14 protein-coding genes and 1 pseudogene are annotated in these 18531 nt (G+C 67.6%); 5 read left to right on the plus strand and 10 right to left on the minus strand.

Annotated features, from left to right (window positions below; translation table 11 throughout):
* Window positions 1–275: 275 nt before the first annotated feature.
* From ACO2Q1_RS02140 to ACO2Q1_RS02160, 5 genes are all read right to left on the minus strand, one after another.
* Window positions 276–830: a hypothetical protein gene (locus ACO2Q1_RS02140; RefSeq protein ID WP_423327897.1), complete on the minus strand. Its 555-nt coding sequence runs from the start codon at window positions 828–830 to the stop codon at window positions 276–278.
* Window positions 831–880: 50 nt separating this feature from the next.
* Entirely contained in the window at window positions 881–3763 is a 2883-nt protein-coding gene (locus tag ACO2Q1_RS02145) for a hypothetical protein (RefSeq protein ID WP_423327898.1), read from the minus strand.
* 63 nt (window positions 3764–3826) lie between these two features.
* Window positions 3827–4951 carry a PAN domain-containing protein gene (locus tag ACO2Q1_RS02150; protein ID WP_423327899.1) on the minus strand — a complete coding sequence of 375 codons (1125 nt, stop codon included), beginning with the start codon at window positions 4949–4951 and terminating at the stop codon, window positions 3827–3829.
* An 83-nt stretch (window positions 4952–5034) separates the two neighbouring features.
* Window positions 5035–5526, minus strand: coding sequence for a hypothetical protein (locus ACO2Q1_RS02155; protein ID WP_423327900.1), 492 nt, complete (start codon window positions 5524–5526; stop codon window positions 5035–5037).
* Window positions 5526–5999, minus strand: a complete 474-nt coding sequence (locus tag ACO2Q1_RS02160; RefSeq protein WP_423327901.1) for a hypothetical protein — start codon at window positions 5997–5999, stop codon at window positions 5526–5528. The genes ACO2Q1_RS02155 and ACO2Q1_RS02160 overlap by 1 nt, the downstream gene beginning before the upstream one ends.
* A 159-nt stretch (window positions 6000–6158) precedes the next feature.
* Here ACO2Q1_RS02160 and ACO2Q1_RS02165 point away from each other — a divergent pair, with 159 nt between their 5' ends.
* Window positions 6159–6743 (plus strand): ECF-type sigma factor, encoded by a 585-nt coding sequence (locus ACO2Q1_RS02165; RefSeq protein ID WP_423327902.1) that lies wholly within the window; start codon window positions 6159–6161, stop codon window positions 6741–6743.
* On the opposite strand, the gene ACO2Q1_RS02170 is transcribed toward ACO2Q1_RS02165, so the two are convergent.
* From ACO2Q1_RS02170 to ACO2Q1_RS02180, 3 genes are read right to left on the minus strand one after another with little or no spacing between them, the layout of a single operon-like run.
* Window positions 6712–9096, minus strand: coding sequence for a protein kinase domain-containing protein (locus tag ACO2Q1_RS02170; RefSeq protein ID WP_423327903.1), 2385 nt, complete (start codon window positions 9094–9096; stop codon window positions 6712–6714). The two genes, ACO2Q1_RS02165 and ACO2Q1_RS02170, sit on opposite strands and share 32 nt — an antisense overlap.
* Window positions 9097–9147: 51 nt before the next feature.
* Window positions 9148–9612 (minus strand): hypothetical protein, encoded by a 465-nt coding sequence (locus ACO2Q1_RS02175; RefSeq protein WP_423327904.1) that lies wholly within the window; start codon window positions 9610–9612, stop codon window positions 9148–9150.
* Between the two features lie 15 nt (window positions 9613–9627).
* Complete coding sequence (locus tag ACO2Q1_RS02180; RefSeq protein WP_423327905.1) at window positions 9628–10050, minus strand: hypothetical protein; 423 nt, start codon at window positions 10048–10050, stop codon at window positions 9628–9630.
* Window positions 10051–10323: 273 nt separating this feature from the next.
* On the opposite strand from ACO2Q1_RS02180, the pseudogene ACO2Q1_RS02185 reads away from it, so the two are divergent.
* Window positions 10324–11503 (plus strand): annotated as a pseudogene (locus ACO2Q1_RS02185) (IS3 family transposase).
* A 270-nt stretch (window positions 11504–11773) separates the two neighbouring features.
* Here ACO2Q1_RS02185 and manD read toward each other — a convergent pair.
* Window positions 11774–13036 (minus strand): D-mannonate dehydratase ManD, encoded by a 1263-nt coding sequence (gene manD / locus ACO2Q1_RS02190; protein ID WP_423327906.1) that lies wholly within the window; start codon window positions 13034–13036, stop codon window positions 11774–11776.
* A 76-nt stretch (window positions 13037–13112) separates the two neighbouring features.
* On the opposite strand from manD, the gene ACO2Q1_RS02195 reads away from it, so the two are divergent.
* Window positions 13113–13877 carry a FadR/GntR family transcriptional regulator gene (locus ACO2Q1_RS02195; protein WP_423327907.1) on the plus strand — a complete coding sequence of 255 codons (765 nt, stop codon included), beginning with the start codon at window positions 13113–13115 and terminating at the stop codon, window positions 13875–13877.
* A 25-nt stretch (window positions 13878–13902) separates the two neighbouring features.
* On the opposite strand, the gene ACO2Q1_RS02200 is transcribed toward ACO2Q1_RS02195, so the two are convergent.
* Entirely contained in the window at window positions 13903–15237 is a 1335-nt protein-coding gene (locus tag ACO2Q1_RS02200; RefSeq protein ID WP_423327908.1) for an alginate lyase family protein, read from the minus strand.
* 120 nt (window positions 15238–15357) lie between these two features.
* Between ACO2Q1_RS02200 and ACO2Q1_RS02205 the strand changes: the two genes are divergently transcribed.
* Together ACO2Q1_RS02205 and ACO2Q1_RS02210 are read left to right on the plus strand one after the other, a co-directional pair.
* Entirely contained in the window at window positions 15358–16524 is a 1167-nt protein-coding gene (locus tag ACO2Q1_RS02205) for a glycoside hydrolase family 88/105 protein (protein ID WP_423327909.1), read from the plus strand.
* Window positions 16525–16636: 112 nt separating this feature from the next.
* Window positions 16637–18484 (plus strand): hypothetical protein, encoded by a 1848-nt coding sequence (locus tag ACO2Q1_RS02210; protein ID WP_423327910.1) that lies wholly within the window; start codon window positions 16637–16639, stop codon window positions 18482–18484.
* Window positions 18485–18531 lie beyond the last annotated feature (47 nt).

The following is an 18531-nucleotide window of genomic DNA, read 5'->3' on the forward strand; positions in this document are numbered from 1 at the left end:
TTGAGCCATCGCGACGTAAGAGAGTTGATGGCTGAGCGCGGGATCGCTGTCCGCCGAGAGGCGATCCGGTGCTGGATGGTGAAGTTCGCGCGCTGGCGTCTGGACGAGGCGGTCTGGCGGATCGGCGGAGGTGAATGTGCCTGTGGCGTGCGGTCTTCGCGTCATGCGGCGTAATGCCGAGGCCAGACGGGCAGCCGCTGTTCAAGCAGCTTGAAATCGGCCTCAGAGAGGACGTTCTGCAGGCGCGGCGGCCTGAAGGATCCGCACGCCGTGGGTCAGTATGCGCTGCACCTCTGCGCCTCCTCCCAAGCCATGGCGCGCTCCATCATCATGCCGCTGACGATGAAGCTGCGGCCGTCGGGTTGGGCGAGCATGACCGGTCCGGCGGCGCCGATGTCCCGCACCTTGGCGGCGATTTCCGCATCGGTCGGCGGCGGCGCCCAGCAACGGTAATAGGCGACGCCGCAGGCGATGCTGCAACGCCTCTGTTCCGCCGGAGCCTTGGCGGCCAGTCTGGCGTATTCGTCGCAGGTGCAGTTGCACCCTGTGCCCAGTCCGGCGCGATTGTTTTCTTCGCGCGTGAAGCACGGACTTATCCGCAGCGGTCCCGCACCGGGCGCGGGTCGAACTTCGGCACGCGGCGTCGGCGCGGGCGCCGTCCTTACATCGGTCAGCGGGGGCGACGACGGCCTGACATGACCGACTTCGCGCTCCTGGACCGGCGGCGGCGTCTGCATCTGGTCAGACAGGTCAATGATCAGCGTCTCGTCCACCTGCTGGATCGGCACGGCTGACCCAGGCGCTGCGCTCAGGGCGGCGAAAGCCAACATCAGGCACGCCGTCCACCGGGCGCGTGGCGGCCAAATCCGGGCGATCGCCTTCATCGAGACCTCCCCTGAGCCACCCAGTCGCAGACCGCCGCCTCCAGGCTCTCGCGGGGCAGGGTCCGAAAGACTTCGGCGTATTGATCCAGGCTCGCGCGATCGGTGATGCCTGCCTGGCGCATCTGTGCTGTCTGGGCCGCGATGAAGGCCTCGATGTCGGCGGCGGTCGGACATTGACCCTGCTGCAAACTTGCGGGCGGAGGCGCGTTCGAGCCGGAAGGGGCTCCACCGCCCGGGCCGCCACCCCCGAACGCTGCGGCCATGCCGGCCGGAACGCCGCCGCCCGCCTGCAGCACGGTCGACAGATCGTCGAGGGCGTAGCGCTCCTGCCAGACGGTGCTGACCTCTGTGGTCCCTCCGTTCTCCCGCAGGGGCGGCTGCAGGCCTGCGGTGACGAAGTTCATCGCGACGCTGCCCACTTCCACGAACGGTCGCCGGCAAACCGCTTCGGCGTCTTCGCTCGGATTCGGCTGATACAGCCGCGCCGAGAAGGCGCCAACCATGTAGCCCGGACGATGCGCCGTGATGGTGACGGTGGCCTGACTGGGCGGAGTCCCCTCGTTGCAGCCGCTCGGTCCCCATTCCGGTCCCAGCAGCCCCAGGGAATTGACCGTGCCGGAGCCGCCTACGGACCCGTCGGCCCAATCGACATCGACGCGCGCCGGGAAGGTCCCCGTCTGACCCAGTTCCAGTGGCGGCAGCCTGAGCTGGATGCGCGTTCCACGCGGTCCGGCGCCGCTCGCCATTCTGGCGTAGAGGGCGTTGGCCCCGGCCTGGGCCCGTTGCGTTCTGGCGTTGACGATGTCGAACAGGTCCTCGTCCAGTCCGGGCGTTTCGGCCGTCGACGAGCGCATGTCGTGCAGACCCAGGCTCGTCTGCATCTGCACCGCGTGCCGGGCCATGTCATTCGCCTCTCCTGTGACGAAGCCCGCGGTCGTCATGGGCCCGCACTCGAATGCGGCGCGCTCGGCGGGCGCGCATGAGGCGTCGTCGTCGGACGGACTGCGAATGGCGATCGCCAGGGGAGCGGGCTGGAATTCGGTCGCTCGTGGCGACGGGAGGCGCCGCGGGTCCTTCAGCACAACGCGGCGAGGGGCTGTCTTCACCCGGACGGGCGACTTCGTGGACAAGGCCGTGCGGCGCACGCGTTTGGCGAGGCTGGACCGGTCCAACCTGGCCCCTGCCGTTGCGACATCGCGGATCTGCGGCGTCGGCGCCTCCGCCCGCTCGTCGGGTTCGGCCGTCGCATCGAGCGAGCCGCCCATCTGGAAATAGGCGAAGTCGACCTCCACATCGCGCCATGTGGTCTCAGCGGCGCGCTCGGCCGCGTTGATGATCAGGACGTGCTGATCTCCCTGCAGTCCGTTGGGATCGTTGGGTTTCAACGGGGCGAAGGGCACCAGCCAGCCGATGCTGCACCCGTCGTCGCGCTTCACACTGGTCATGGTCTTCACCAGTTGCCCGCGCGAGCCCAACTGAAGGTCGTCGCAGGCGTCCGGTTGCGCCGAAGACACGGTGACGATGAGGGTGGTCTCATGCTCGACCTGCGTCGGGGCGCGGACGCGGAAGCAGCGTGCGGAGATGGGCGCCAGCCTGATGCTGTGGGTCAGGGCGTCCTGCCGGGTCAGGTCCTTGCGAGGACAGCCGTGGGACCAGAGGCGGGCGTTGTACTTCGATGCGGCCAGTTCCCCGCCTCGTCCGAAGCCGTACAGATCCGGCAGGTCCGCCAGTTCGGAGATCATCTCCGCATAGATTTGGCGGATGCCGCCTGGCCAGACGCTGACCAATCGCTGGTTGGGCCCATAGACGGGACTGCCGCTGCTGTCGTGGACGACGGCGACCCGGATGTTGTCGTCAATCCATCTCAGCCAGGCCTTGCTGGAGCGAACCTGCGGCGCCGGCTCCCGCATCATGGTTTCCACCGCGCGTCGTCCCTGCTGTCTGCCCAACAGCATGAAGCGGTAGAAGGAGCCGGTCATGTATCCGGCCATCTGTGTGGCGGCGTAGGCGGAGCGGATGTCTGGAACCTCGCCTCGCAAGGTCTTGCGGCAGTCGTCCGTTTCGCGGAGGCCATAGTCCCGGCATCGGGCGCCGCCCGCCCGGATGTAGGCCCGCCAGTCGTCACCTGCGTCAGGATAGTCGGGATGATTGCGAGGGTAGATCGTAGCCGCCGCATCCACGTCCAACGGTTGGTCGTAGTATCGGAGGCCCAGGAAGAAGCCGAGGTATTTGCGGCGCGGATGTGTGGACAGACGACGGGCCAATTCTGTCCGACTGAGACCCGGCTCATCCTCCATCAACCCATAACCCCAGCCGTTGGCGGTGCCCTCATAGAACCAGTGGGGGGCATAGGTGTCGGCGGCCTGGACCCCCATCCACTCCCGCTGCTTCAGATGCACGAACTCGTGCGAGAAGAGCAGCGGAAGCATCCAGGCGTCTTCCATATTGCCCGACCGCACCGTGACGGACCGTCCCTCATTCGTGCACCAGTCAGCCTGACCGCGCAGATCACAGAGCCTTGTGTCATAGGGACTTTCGTCGCTGACAGGCTGGTAGTTGCCGGCATAGGCGCCCGTTCCGCGACTGGTTTGCCAGAACACGACGGGGTTGCCGTTGAGTCGCGTGCCGACCACCGGTGCGCCCCAGGTGCGCGAATGGGTAGTGTACGCGACCGTGGCCGCTGCCTGGGCTTCGGGCGGCACCGGCAGGCCGGCGGGGGTCGGTTCGGGGACCGATCGACCTGCGTCTTCGGCCTGGCCGCTGCCGAAGCCGTACAGGCGGATCTGGGCTTCCGCCTCGCCCGCCGCCATGCAGGCCGCCATCGCCGAAACGAGACAGCCCGTCAGCCAGGATCGCCCGTGTTTGGCCTGTCGCGCCATTCGCCCTCTCCCCTCAAAGGTTCAGGGGAAGCGACGCCTCGCTTCCCCTTTTTGGGTCAGACCTCAGAAAATCCGGCCGATGCCTTCGCGGATGCGGTCCTGCACCCGGCGTTCGGCTTCGTCCGCAGCAGCCTGGCCGGTGCGTTCGATGACGCCGGGGACCTGGCGGCGGGGGCGGTTGGGATCCGTGTTCGCGCCCCGGCGGGGATCGGTCTGATTGAGAACGGCGCTGGCCGCACCGGGCCCGACATAGCGGGCCGACGAAATCGTCCCGCCGAAATCGCGCAGGCTGGCGTGGTCGCCCTCGAAAATCCGGCATTGGCCGCCGAAGTCGACGTCTTCGCAGACCTCCCAGCGCCCGTTGGCGGCAAGGCTCCACGTCGCGTCGCCGAAGTCCAGCTGCTGCGTATGCAGGCTCGGGGTTGCAGCGGTCAGGCTGACATGGCGACCGCCGAAGTCATCGCCGTTGAAGAGGACGATCTGAGCGTTCTGGGCGCCCTGCGCTGACGTTCCTGTCGCCCCTGCGGTGCGTCGAACGAAGGTTCCGTTCCACGGACGGCTCGGCGTCGCGTCACACTCTGACCAGCGGCCGGTGAAGCTCCGCCGGTCGGCGCTGAAGCGGAATTCGAACCGGCCATAGTGGCGGCTGCCGTCCCGTTCCCGGGGGCAGGTGACCGGCGACATTTCCTGTCGCCAGTAACCCGTGACCGTGGAGCCGTCGGCTTGGCCGACCAGACGACCACCCGCATACTCATAACGGGCCTGGAAGGCGTCACTGTCCCATCGATCAATGGTCAGGTCGTTGAAATCCGACGTGTAGACGGAACCGACCGCCGGATCAGCGGCGGCCGACATGGTCGGCACGGGCGTCAAGCCCGCGCCGCGCAAACCCGAAACGAGGCCGCTGACCCTGCCGCCTTCCGGCGTTGAGTCCTTGAGCCAGCAATTCGGTCCTTCCTCACGTTGCGTGCCCTGCGGGACCCAGGTCCAGGCCTGACACGGCGCATCATCGACACAGGCCTTGGCGCACGCCTCATAGGTTTCGCCGGCCCGCAGCGGAACTTCGCGGTAGTCGCCGCCGAATCGATCCGTGTCGAACTCCACAGCAAGCTGCTGTGAGATGGCGATGCCCCCTGCAGCCATCACCCCGGCGGCGACCGCCGCAAACAACGCCAAGCGTCTTCTCATTGCATCCTCCATCTCGCCGCGGCGCGGCTGCGATCCCCTGTCGAACCGCTTAACGAGAGGCGTCGAGGAAACCGGACATGCAGTCAGGGAACCCGTTCCGCGACGACGGCGCGGGCGAAGTCGGGCGCCTGATAGACGCCGGTCAGCCGATCGCCTCGACGCCTCAGGATCAGCCGGTGCGCCAGGCCGTCAGCGGTCGGCCGAAACACCAGTGTCAGCCGTCGGCCGGTCGCCTCGGCGGTCTCGAACAGCCCCCCGAGGCCATCCAGTTCACAGACCTCGTCGCCGATCACCCGCCCGCTCGGTCCGAGCCCGCAGAACGGTTGGAAAATTGCGTAGTCGGCGTCGGCGGAGGCTTCGCCACGGCCGTGCAGAACGGACAGCCGCATCAAGGCCTGGTCGTGGGGATCGTCCGCCGCAACAAGCCGCCAGTTGCCGTGGTACCGGCCGGGCATGATCTGAACCGCCCCGTCATCCGGCTGGGCGGCCGAGGCGGCCTCGGACCAGGTCGCCACAGCCGCCAGCGAGACCGCAGCGAGCAGCGCGCGCCCTGCGTTCGACGCTTGCCGTCGCATCAGTCGTCGCTTGTCAGGATGGGCTGCTCGACCTCGAGCATTTCGCGAGGAACGGTCGCGATACAGGTTCGCAGCGGCTGAACGGCGGCTTCCCGTTCCCTGGCTCGAACCAGATTGGTCTGGTGCGCCTTCTTGAGCGCATTGTAATCCGCCAAAGTCCCACCCCTGGCCTTGATCAGGACCGCGCCCTGATTGGCCCAGGCGGCGTAGTCTTCCGTCGATGCTTTCGGCAGATCGCCGGCCGTCTCCGGCGAGGCCAGGTGTAGGAAATAGGATCCGGACGTCAGGCCCCAGCAGCGCATGGCGTGTCCAATCTCGGGATCATTGGCCAGCCCGGCCGCGGGACCCGCCGTTTGGCGAGCGGCAGGCGGACCGGACGTCTCCACATCTGCGGCCCGGCCCGCCCGATCCGCTTCGTCCTGACGCTGGCCGCACCCGGCCGTCACGGCCAGGCCGACCGCGAGGATCGGCAAGAGCCTTGTCAATCTCGCGCATGACGGCATGAAACGGTCTCCCGATGGCTTTCTCCTCCTGAAACGGGGCTGCAGCCTTGATCCGGACATCTTGGGCGTCCGGAAGAAATGGCTTAGGCTGCCGCTTCTGCTGCATGCGGTTACACGGGGAAGACGCTGATGACGGCGGTCGCGCTCGAGTATTCTGAGCCGGATTATGCCCAACCGGACACCGGTCTGGTTGATCGACTGACCCCTGATCTGTGGTCCGCCTTGCGTCGCATCGCGCGCCGGGAACGGTTCCGGGTTCAGGCCGGCGAGACCTTGCGGACGACGGCCCTGATCAGCGAAGCCTGGCTCAAGCTGCGCCGCAGTCAGTCGTTTCGCGACGACGAGCATTTCCTCAGCGCAGCTGCGGTCGCCATGCGGCATGTCCTCGTCGATCACGCGCGCGCGCGGCTCGCGGCCAAGAGGGGCGGCGGCAAGGTCGATCCCCTGCTGGATGACGCCGAACCGTTCTGGAAGAGCGACGACCGCCTGATCGAACTGGATGAGGCGCTGGATCGGCTCGGCCGTCTCAGCCCCCGTCTGGCCCGTGTCGTCGAATATCGATTCTTCGCGGGCTATGGCGAAGAACAGGTCGCGACCATCATGGGCGTGACCGACCGCACGGTGCGTCGCGATTGGGTCAAGGCCAGGGCCTGGCTCTATCGGGAACTCTCGGACGGCGAGATCAGCCCTGCGGAAGACCGTACTGCGATCTGATCTTGCGGATGGCCTCAAGCTGAGCAGCGCCGGCGGGCCCCAGCGGCGCAAGCCCCGCCTCGGCCTCGCTCAGCAGGCGATCGGCTTCGGCCCGACGTCCCTGCGCGCCCCGCACTCTGCCAAGGGCGGCCTTCAGCACAGCGACGGCCGGATGACGCGGCCCGAGTTCCTGGGTCACCTCGGCGAGGGCGGACTGTGCGATCCTCGCCGCTTCCTCGCTGCGATCGAGCAACAGAAGGGCCTCGCTCAATCCGGCTGAGGATGAGGCGAAATGCAGGCTGCCCGCACCGGCCGTTTCACGCGCCATCGCCGCGGCCTCGCGCAGCAGGGTCTCCGCCTCCTGCGGTCGCTGCAGTTGGACCAGGGTCTTGCCGTGGTTGCTCAGCAGCGCTGCGGTCGCCGCAGACCGACCATAGAGGCTCCTGCGCACCTCGACCGCGCGTCGGAACAGAGGCTCCGCCTGCCCCGGGCGTCCGCCGAGGACGTGCAAGGCCGCCAGATTGTTCAGGGTGTTCAGCGCATCCGGACCGCTGTCCAGGCCCGTCGCCGCCCAGACCGCCATCGCCGCCTGGAACGAGGGAATCGCGGCCTCCCGGTCACCCGCGGCGACCAGCATCACGCCGAGGTCGTTGTGATAGACCCCGGTCTCGCGATGGTTGGCGCCGCTGATGGCGATCCGAACCGGCAGATTGGCGCGCAGGAGGTCAACCGCCTTCTCCACCTCGCCCTGATCCCTGAGCAGCCGCGCTTCAACCAGTCGACTGTCGACCAGACGCGAACGCCAGCGCGCTTCGTCGGTGCGCCAGAACGCCTGGGCCCGCGCCAGAAGCCGCGCCGCCTCCTCGACGTCCGCCTGGCGGAGCCGCACCTGGGCCAGATCATAGGCGGCGGAGGCCGCCAGATGCGGGTCGACACCTCTCGCTTCCGACAGCCGGCGCAGCAGGGGCTCGGCGGCCTCATAGTCATCCAGATAGAAGAAGAGCTCGCCCAGCGTGTGCATGACCGGGCCGCCGCGCGCCGGATCGCGCTCGAACTGGGCCTGCACACGCTGCGCCGCCGTGTCGAGGATCCGGCCCGCGTCGGCGTTCGGGCCCCCGGCTTCGGAGGCCCCGCGGAGCATGAAGTACATATACTGCTGCACCGCTTCGAGGCGGGCCTGCTCTCGCACGGCGGCGTCGCGTTCACGCCGCGCCTGCTCGGCCTGCCAGAGCGACATCGCCAGTCCGCCGCACAGGCTGATCGCGATCGCCGCCGCTGCGGTGATCGGCCATCGCCGCCGACGCAGGAAACGCCCCAGGGCGTAGCCCCTTTCGCCCCTGCGCGCCTCGATCGGTTCACGGGCCAGGGCCCTGCGAAGGTCGGCCGCGAAGCCATCGATAGTGGGGTAACGATCCTGGGCTTCGCGGCGCAACGCCTTGGCCAGGATCGCATCCAGATCGCCGTGAAGCTCGCGCGGAATGGAGATTGCGGTCGGGGCCGCCGAGAGCCGGACCGGCTCCTGTTCCAGGACCTGCCGAACGGCCGTCGCGATGGGTTGGCCCGACACCCCGATCGGCGGCCGACCGGTCAGCAGTTCGTAGAGCACGCCGGCCAGGCCATAGACATCCGTGGCCGTGCTGGCGGATCGGCCCTGGAGCATCTCCGGCGCGGCGTATTCCATCGACAGCGGCGTTTCGGTCGCCGCGCCGTCGGTCGCCAGCACGGTGGCGACGCCGAAATCGATCAGTCGCGTGCGGCCCGTCTCATCGACCAGGATGTTCGACGGCTTCAGATCACGATGGAGGACCAGGCGCGCGTGGGCGTGCGACACGGTCTCCGCCACCTCCAGCACCAGCCGGACGCGCGCCGAGGCGTCCAGGGTCCGCGTCGCGCACCAGACGTCGATCGCAGAGCCCTGGACGTGCTCCAGCACCATATAGGGCCGGCCGTCGTCGCTGATGCCGCCGTCCAGCAACCGCGCCACGCCCGGATGCTCCAGCTCGGCGAGAATCTGCCGTTCGGTCTGGAATCGCGTCCAATAGGCGCGCGGCAGAGGTCGCATCAGTTTCAGCGCCGCCGACTGACGGAACTCGCCGTCGGCGCGCGCGACCAGGTAAACTTCCCCCATTCCGCCGGAGCCCAGCAGCCCCTCGACCCGCCAGGGACCGAAACGCCGCCCTTCCGGCATCACCGCCGGCCCCGCCTCGACGACCGGATCGAGAAAGTCCTCGCTGGCCTCCGCCGACTCCAGAAGGCTCAGGGTTTCCCTGACGACGTCCGCGTCGTCGCAGTTCTGTCTGACCCATTCCGCACGCTCGGACGCCGGCCGATCAGCCGCCGCGTCGAACAGCCGCTCGACTTCTCGCCAGTTCACGGATCGCCCCTCTTATCCCCGCCGCAATCCTGGAATCCGGCGCGCAGACGGTCAAGCGCCGCCTTGGCTGTAAACCAGGGTGACACGACTGCCGCCTTCGTCGGCCGGCGCCACGCTGACCTGAACGCCGCGATCCGCGTCCTCCGCCGAGGCGGCGGTCAGCATGAGCACGCCGTTGAGGTTGGCGTCCGAGCGTTCCCCCAGCCCGGACCCGTCCAGCCGCGAGCGATAGAAGTCCGCGACCTTGTCCGGAGCCTCGCCGACGTGAAAGACGACCATCCCGCCCTTCTGTGATCCGGTCGCGCCGCTGCTGACGCCGCCCACCGTGCTCTCGATCCGGCCGCCGGGGTAGATCGGCAGGAAAGCGGGAAGATCGACATTCTGCGCCTTCGCCGCCGATCCGCTGGCGATTTGAACCGTTTCGCCGTCGGCGCCGCGAACGGTCTGTCGCTCCCCGCAGGCGGCCAGCGCGATCACGCCGACTGCCCACACGGCAAGATGCCTGTGAATCCTCATGTCCTGTTTCTCCCGTCAGCCCGCAGGCGTTTCCGCGATACAGCGCTCATAGAGCGCCCGATTGGCCTCACGCGCGTCTTCGCCGGACCCGACCATGGCGTTTTCGGAGTTGAGACGTTTGAAGCCGTCTTCGTCGATGCCCGCAGCCTCCGCGCGCCGCTGCGCCTCCACAAACCAGCGAGTCGAGGCACGGATGCCGCCCACTGCATCGCCTTCGGCGAGCCGTAGAGCGGCGGCGGAGGATATGACCCAATGGCACCGCAACGCCGCCGTCACGTCGGCTTCGGTTGCCGTCGCGCGCGTCGCCATATCGACAGTCGGCGATGGCTCAGCCGCGAGGTCCGTGTCCCGTTTTGCCGAGTCCTCGGTTTGCTTCTGCGGGGTGCATGCCCCCACTATCAATGCCGAGATAACGACGGTGATTGCGGCTCGTCTCATCTTTAGTCTCCGATGCTTGATTGTGTAACGGAGACGATCAGCCAGACCGGACATTCTCAGCGCGGGGCTGGCGTCTATTCTGTCAACGCTACGATGAGGCGGCTCCAGTCAGGCGCTCAGGTCCGGAGGCGAGATGATGAAGTCGATATCGTTTGACGTGACCCCCTGAAACTCCTCCAGGAATAGCTAGAGTCCGCCCAACGAAGGACGGACAGAATGAAGCGATCAAGGTTCACGGATTGATGGGGTGGCGTATACGCCGCCCCGAAACAGATCATCGGGATCCTGCGGGAGCAGGAGGCCGGAGTGGCGACGGCGGAGATGTGCCGGCGGCACGGTGTCAGCTCTGCGACCTTTTACAAATGGAAGGCCAAGTTCGGCGGGCTCGATGTGTCGGAGGCCCGGCGGCTGAAGGCGCTCGAGGACGAGAATGCACGGCTCAAGCGGATGCTGGCGGACGCGATGCTGGACAACGTGGCGCTGAAGGACCTGCTGGGAAAAAAGTGGTGACGCCCGCCGGCTGGCGGGAGGCGGCCGGTCATCTGCAGGCCGCCTACGAGATGAGCGAACGGCGGGCGTGCCGTGCGCTGGGCGTTGATCGTGCGAGCGTTCGCTATCAGGCGACGCGCCCGGACGACGGCGCGCTGCGCGACCGGCTGAAGGCTCTGGCCCAGGAGCGTCGCCGGTTCGGCTATCGGCGCCTGCACGTCCTGCTGCGACGCGAGGGCCATGCGGTCAACAGGAAGCGGGTTCAGCGGATCTATCGCGAGGAGCGACTGACGGTGCGTCGGCGCGGCGGCCGGAAGCGAGCGATGGGCACGCGGCGGCCACTGGCCCTGCCGCTGGCGGCCAACCAGCGCTGGTCGCTGGACTTCGTCGCCGACCAGATGACGGACGGGCGGCGCTTCCGCATCCTGACGGTGATCGACAACTGCACGCGCGAATGCCTGGCGCTGGTGGCCGACACCTCGCTGTCGGGTGCGCGGGTCGTGCGGGAGTTGGATGCCGTGATCCGGCAGCGGGGCCGGCCCGACACCATCGTCAGCGACAACGGGACGGACCCGGAGGGCGGCGCAGCCAATACACCTCGAACGCGGTCTTGGCCTGGGCCGACGACACCGGCGTCGGCTGGCATTACATCGCGCCCGGCAAGCCCCAGCAAAACGGCTTCAACGAGAGCTTCAACGGACGCCTGCGCGACGAGCTGCTGAACGAGACGCTGTTCCGATCCCTGCCGCACGCCCGCGCAGTGCTGGAAGCGTGGCGACGCGATTACAACGAACGGCGTCCGCACTCGAAGCTCGGGTGGCTGACGCCGCAGGCTTATGCAGAAGCCCTCACCGGACAGATCGGCCAGTCCCCTGCGCTGGTTGGGGGCTGCGCTGACCGGCCTCTTGCCAGCCCCACCAACCCCAGCTCAGATCACCAAAGGACTCTCGTTATGGCTGGATGAGAAACGGGGGTCACGTCACCAGAGATTCCTCTCCGGCCACAGTCCCATCTACAACGCCTTCAACCTCCAGCCTCATCTGATTTCCCGACCTGGACTGCGCGTCCTGCGGGATCATGCCGAAGCCGCATGGGCGGCCGCGACCCAGGCGGCCTGAAGTCGGGTGACGGGAGGGCAATTCTGCGGGCGGACCAGGTTAACTTGTCAGTTCCGACAAGACCCTCTGGCCGGACCGTTTTTGAGCTTGCCTGGACAATCCGAGCATCCTCGTATTCACCAGTTGAACATAGCGCCGTCGCGGAGGCGGTTTATAGGCAGGTAAGCGCGGCGGTATGGGTAGCGCTCCGCCAAGGTCTCGTCGATGTCGACACCCAGTCCTGCCGCCTCTCCAGGATGAAGCATCCCGTCCTGGAAACCATAGGCATGGGGAAACACCGCGTCGGTCTCATCGGTATGCCGCATATACTCCTGAATGCCGAAGTTCGGGATCGACAGACCGAAATGCAGGGCGGCGGCCATGGTCACCGGCGACAGGTCGGTGGCGCCGTGACAACCCGTGCGGACCTGATGCAGATCGGCAAGGAGCGCGATCCGACGCAGGTGGCTGATCCCTCCCGCGTGCACCACGGTGGCGCGGATATAGTCGATCAGCCCTTCCTCGATCAGGGTCTTGCAGGACCAGATCGAGGAGAAGATCTCGCCGACCGCCAGGGGCGTGGTCGTGTGCTGCCGGATGGTGCGGAAGGCCGCCTGATCCTCGGCCGGGGTCGCGTCCTCCAGCCAGAACGGTCGATAGGGTTCCAAATCCTTGCCCAGCCGGCCCGCCTCGATCGGCGTCAGTCGGTGGTGCACGTCGTGCAGCAGCTCGACGTCCCAGCCGAAGGCCTCGCGGGCGGCGGCGAACAACTGCGGCACCGTTCGCATATAGTCGGGCGTGGACCATTGGTTCTCGACCGGCAGTCCGGTCTGGGCAGGTTCATAGAACAGCTTGTCGCGCGACACGCCGTAGGTGCTCGGCAATCCGGGGACGCCGCACTGAAGCCGGATCGCGCGGTAGCCCATGTCGCGATACTTCAACGCCTCCTGGACCGTCTCCTCGATCGTGTCGCCGTTGGCGTGGCCGTAGACCGTAACGCCGTCACGACAGGCGCCGCCCAGCAGTTGGTACAGGGGCATGCCCGCCATCTTGGCCTTGATGTCCCACAGGGCTACGTCCACCGCCGCGATGGCGGTCATTCCCACCGGGCCGCCGCGCCAGTACGCGCCCCGGTACAGGTATTGCCAGGTGTCCTCGATCTTCTGGGCGTCGCGACCGATGAGCGTCGGGATGATGTGCTCCGTCAGATAAGCCACAACCGCCATCTCGCGTCCGTTCAGGGTCGCGTCGCCCAGGCCATGGGTTCCGTCGGCGGTGGTGATCTTCAGGGTGACGAAGTTCCGACCGGGACAGGTCACGATCACCTGGGCGTCGACGATCGGATTGGCGTGGCTCCACGGTCGGGCGACGGCGGCGGCTCCGAGAGATCGATCAGTCATGAGGAGGGCTTTCGGGAGGCGTGAAGGCGTGCGGACCGCACTGGCCAGTCCAGTCAAAAAATCCTAGGTCTTCGGCATGACCATTCAGAACGGCGACAGCCGCAAGCTTTATCAACAGGTCGCCGGGGCGGTCGCGGCGGCCATAGCGTCGGGCCGCTATCCAGTCGGAACGCGGCTGCCGTCGGAGCGTGATCTGGCCGAGGAGTTCGGGGTCAGTCGACCAACGGTGCGGGAAGCGATGATCGCGCTTGAGATCCGCGGCCTGGTCGAGGCGCGGCATGGCTCGGGCATTTATGTGATGGAGGGCGCCGAGGCCGGCGGCCCGCCGCTGGACCTGGACATCGGCGCCTTTGAGCTGACCGAGGCGCGGCGTTTGTTCGAGGGCGAGGCCTGCGCCCTGGCGGCGACGGTCATCACCGACGAGGAACTGGCCGAGCTGGAGGTCATCCTGGGCGACATGGTGGGCGAGAACAGCCTGGCGACCTCGATCGGCGAACAGGCCGACCGCCGCTTCCACGTCACGATCGCCCGCGCCACGCGCAACACCGCCATCGTCATGGTGGTAGAGACCCTGTGGGACATTCGCTACCGGTCGCCGCTGTGCGCGGCCATGCTGTCGCGCGCGCGCGAGGTGGGGGTGCGGCCTCTCATCGAGGATCACCGCGAGATCCTGAACGCCTTGTCCCGGCGTGATCCCAAGGCGGCTCGCGACGTGATGCGGGCCCATCTGGGCCGGGTGATCGACGGGCTTCTGACGGCGACCGAGATCGACGCTCTGGACCGGGCGCGCCTGGACGCCGAGGCTCGCCGCCAGGATATCGCCCGCCGCACCGCCGTTTGAGCGACGGGGCCCCGCCGGGCCGGATTCAGGGCGCATAAGGCGGCAGACGCAGATTGATGTCGGCGGAGCGATTGCGCGCCCGATACAGCTCGGCCTTGCGCGCCAGCTCGGCGTCCGACCAGGCCCAGGCTCCGCGCAGCAGAACCTCATACAGACCGCCTGTTTGGTCGAGGTCCATCTCCGGAAAGGGCCATTCGTTCTCGCGGCCCGCCCAGTCGTCGAGGAAGTCGACGGCCTTGCCCAAAGACCGGCCGTCCGGCGTCCGATAGCCCCACACGTCGACGCCGACGCATTGCCCCAGCTGGGCCACGTCCATGGCGGCGATCAGCGTCCATGTCGAATAATGCAGCGAGCGCGTTCGGGTCAGCTCCTGCGGCAGACGCCCGTCAGCCTCGATCTGCGGCGCCAGACGGCGCGGGCCGAACGCTCCGATCACGGCGCGGGCGGCGTCGTCCATGCCGGCGTAGAGGGCGAAGTGGCTGAGCAGCATGTCGTAGTAGACGCCATGGTTGTTCCGCGCGGCCCGCTCGGCGCGCCCGTTCGGGCTGGTCGCCATCCATTCCACCAGGGCGGCGAACCAGTCGCGCAAGGCCTTCTTGTCCAGCTCCGTCAGAGCGGGCGAGGGGTCCAAGAGGCCCAATGACTCGACCACTCTGACCAGGCGGTGGGCGTCGATCACCCCTTCGGCGCGACCGGCTTCGCGTCCCGGCACGGCCTGGGCGTGGTTCAGGTTGGGGTTCATGCGGGTCTCGGGCGACAGGAACCAGGCCCTCACCATTTCGACCGCCTTGGCCGCATAGCGTTCGTCGTCGGTCAGGTAGTAGGCGAAAGACAGGGCCTGAACGTCGCGGCTCATCGCCTCCATGTCGGTCGCGTCGAAGGCGTTGGTGGCGCGTTCCGGGTTCACCTGGCCGTCCCGCCGGACGTAGGGCAGGCCATCCGGGCGATCGGGGTCGGGCCACCAGTAAGGACCGATGCTCATATAGTCGTGCGGGTCGCCGCTGGCGGGTGATCGGGTCTTGTCCACCACCGTGTAGGCGGGGCGGGTCAGAGCGGCGTCGGCGCGACGCAGCACGGCGGCGCGCGCAGGCTTCAGGGCGCCGTCGGTCAGTGATCGCGCCTTGACGGCGGCCAGGTGGTCAGGGCGCAGAAGGAAGGTGCGGCGTCCGCCGAAAGCCTCCGCATAGCCCAGGGCGCCGTCGCAGGCGGGTCCGGCAGGCGAGGCGGCCTCCTGACCCCAGGCCGCAGACCCGGCCGCGAGCAGGAGGCAAAGGCCGCTCAACGCCGCTCCCGCGCGCCATCCGGCCGAACGGATATGTGTGCGCCGGACGTAGCGGGTCCCGGAAGGCAGATCAGCCATGACGAACTCCTGTGGTCCGACGACGAAAGAGGCGTTAGGTTAGGCCAGAATCTGATCATATGACAATATTGGTCAGGCCAAAAATCGAAAGGGAGCGTGGCGGTGCACAAGAGATCTGGCGTGCGCGGTGTGTTGGTCGCCCTGGCGTCCACCGGCCATCTTCTGGCGCTCGGCGCCTGTGCATCGTCGGCGCGTCCTCTGAGCGAAGGTCAGGCTGCCGCCTCGCGGCAGGAGGTGGTCGAAGCAGCGGCCCGTGTGGCCGACTGGCAGTTGGAGCGGTTGCAGGCCTTCGACTATGTGCGGACGTTTCAGCCTCAGACCGCCGATCCGCTGAACTGGATTCAGGCGACCCTTTACGCGGGACTGGCGGACTTCGCGGACGCCGCCGGCGACAGCCGGTACGTCGATGCAATCGAACGCCATGGGGTGGGGCAGGGCTGGGGCTTTCAGGGCCGACCAAGGCACGCGGACGCCGACGCCATCGGCCATGCCTGGATATGGAGCGCACGACGGCACGACGGAGAGGCGCGGGCGCGCCGGCTGGCTCCGATCCGCGCGCGGTTCCAGGCCGTGCTAGCGGCGCCGAGCAATGTCGAGCTGATCTTCTCCGAGCGGCCGGGAGAGGCGCCGTGCCAGGCTCGATGGTGCTGGAGCGACGCCGTCTTCATGGCTCCCCCGGTCTGGACGGCCCTGTCTCAGGTTACGGGAGACGATCGCTACGCCGCTCATGCCAAGCGTGAACTGGACGCCACCGTGGCGGCGCTGTTCGACCGGGAAGAGAAGCTGTTCTATCGGGACAGCCGCTTCTTCGATCGGCGGGATGCTCAGGGCCGCAAGATATTCTGGAGCCGGGGCAATGGTTGGGCCCATGCCGGGCTGGCGAAGGTGATCCAGACCCTGCCGCCCGGCGATCCCGACCGACGGCGGTATGAGGCGCTGTTCGTCGAAATGTCGGAGCGGATCGCCGCCCTTCAAGGCGAGGCGGGCTACTGGCCGGTGTCCCTGCTCGATCCATCGGGACCGCCGGAGACCAGCGGCACGGCCTTCTTCGTCTACGGGCTGGCGTGGGGTCGGAACGCCGGCCTTTTGCGCGGTGAAAGGTTCGAAGCTGCGGCGACGCGCGGTTGGCGAGCGCTGGATCGGGCGATCCAGCCGGACGGCCGCCTGGGGTGGGTGCAGCAGGTCGGCTTCGCGCCGGATCAGGTAAGGGCGGACGACACTCAGCTGTATGGCGTGGGGGCCTATCTGATGGCCGCGTCGGAAATGGCGCAACGTGAAGACTGGTAATGCCAGTTGTAAATTTGGTCAGTCCTCAATAGGGTTCAGGTTCTCCCCCTCCGGGAGCGCCTCTCGGAAGCGGCGCATGCGCCGCTTCCGTCCTTTCCTGTCGGGACCCGCGATGATCCGAGTTGCCCTGACCGCCACGGTCGCGACCATGGCCTTGTGCGGCGCGGCCTGCGCCCAGCCCTCGATCCGGGGTCCGGCCTATGCCGACCCTCCGCCGATGAACCGCACCGTCGAAATGCGGATCGCTCCGCAGGTCGAGGCCCTGCTGACCGATCTTCAGGCGCGTGGGCGGGGGTATCAGCTGGAGGGCGTTGACGTCTTTTCCGCCAATGACCGGTTCCTGCCGGGCAAGATCGCGGTCGCGATGGCGCATGCCTTGGTGCAGACGCCCCGGGACTCGGCGGAGTTTCCCGTCCTGCTGGCGGGCTTTCGGAAGCTGGCGCTGCTGACCCGCGATGACGTCAACGAGACATGGGGTCTCTACTACTACGCCTCGGCGCTCAACGACCTGAAGGCGGCCGGCCTTCTGGACGATGCCGTCGATCCGGACACCCTGCGACGGCTCCGGACCGATCTCGATTGGCGCCGTTTCGTCCGGGAGGACGATCTGACCCTGATCGACCTGCCCAACAACTACTATGGCGTGGCGTTCAGCATCGCGCGCCTGCGCTATCTGCTGGGATGGGAGGACGCCTCGGCTAGCGAGGCGCTACTGGCCAAGACGCTGGATCACTTCCGCCAGTACTCCGGCGAGTACGGCTTCGCGGACGAGACCGACGGCGAGGGAAGGTTCGACCGCTACTCCGTCCTGCTGATCGGTGAAATCGCCCAGCGGTTCATCGAGACAGGGCTGGAGCCGCCGCCGGAAGTGCGCGCCTGGCTTCGCAAGTCGGTGGACCTGATGCTGCCCCGCCTGAACCTGAGGGGCGAAGGGTTCGAATACGGCCGCAGCATCGGGGCCTATGGCGAGACGGCCTTTCTGGAGGTGCTGACGGCGGCCGCCGCGCTGGACGTCCTGACCGAGGAGGAAGCGCGGATGGCCTATGCGTTCTCGTCGCGGGTCGCGGCGCGGTACGCCGATTTCTGGATCGACTGGCGCGCCGGGTCGGTCGATCTGTGGGGCGAGGGGCGAGGGACTGACGCCTATCGCGGCAAGCATCGAATCTTGGGCGAGAACCTCAGCCTAGCGCGGCAGATCTTCTACACTAATGCGATCTGGAATCGGCTGGGTTTCAAGGATCAGCGGCCCGACCCGGGGTTTCAGGCATGGCTGGATCGGCTGCCACGTTCGACGACGACCTGGTTCGCACGAGGCCGATACGACCGGCTGGTCGTCACCTATCGCGATGACGGCCGGGTGATCGGATTGCCGCTGGTGAACGGCGGGTCGGGCCAGCACATGAACACGCCCTACTTCCCGATCCCGTTTTCGCCTGGGGTGCTGGCGGGGTCGCCGGATCAGACCTATCCGCAACTGCTGCCGCGGCTGACGCTGGAGGACGGTTCGGTGCTGATGCCCCTGGCCTTTTTCGAGGACGCAGATGTCACGACCGAGGGAGATCGCACGGTCGTCACCTATCGCCAGTCGGCCGTGGACCGCATGGGCGGAGCGGCGCCCGCCGCCGACGACAGGGTGGCGTTCGAGACACGTTATGTCTTGGAGCCTGGACGGATCACGCGCACGGATCGGATCACGCCTCGCCGCGACATTCGCATCGTCGCGACCGACATGACCTTCGCGTCGTTCTCTGAAGACCCGACGGTGTCCGAGGGGGCGGCGACCTATGCGGCGGGCGAGGTGGCGCGGTTCGGCTGGCGGGGGATGGCGTGCCGCGAAGTCGCGCCTGACCCGGCGATCCACGTCACCCCCGTCGGGGGCCATAGGTCGGTTCTGGATTGTGGCGCCGCCGCGACACAGCCGGGCCCCTTCACACTGGAATGGCGGCTAGAGTTCCGCTGAAACCTCGCCGACCCGGCGGCGCGCAGGGGCGCGCGCCTTGAAGTCAG

It is taken from the genome of Brevundimonas sp. VNH65 (assembly GCF_049445955.1).
Classification (GTDB): Bacteria; Pseudomonadota; Alphaproteobacteria; order Caulobacterales; family Caulobacteraceae; genus Brevundimonas.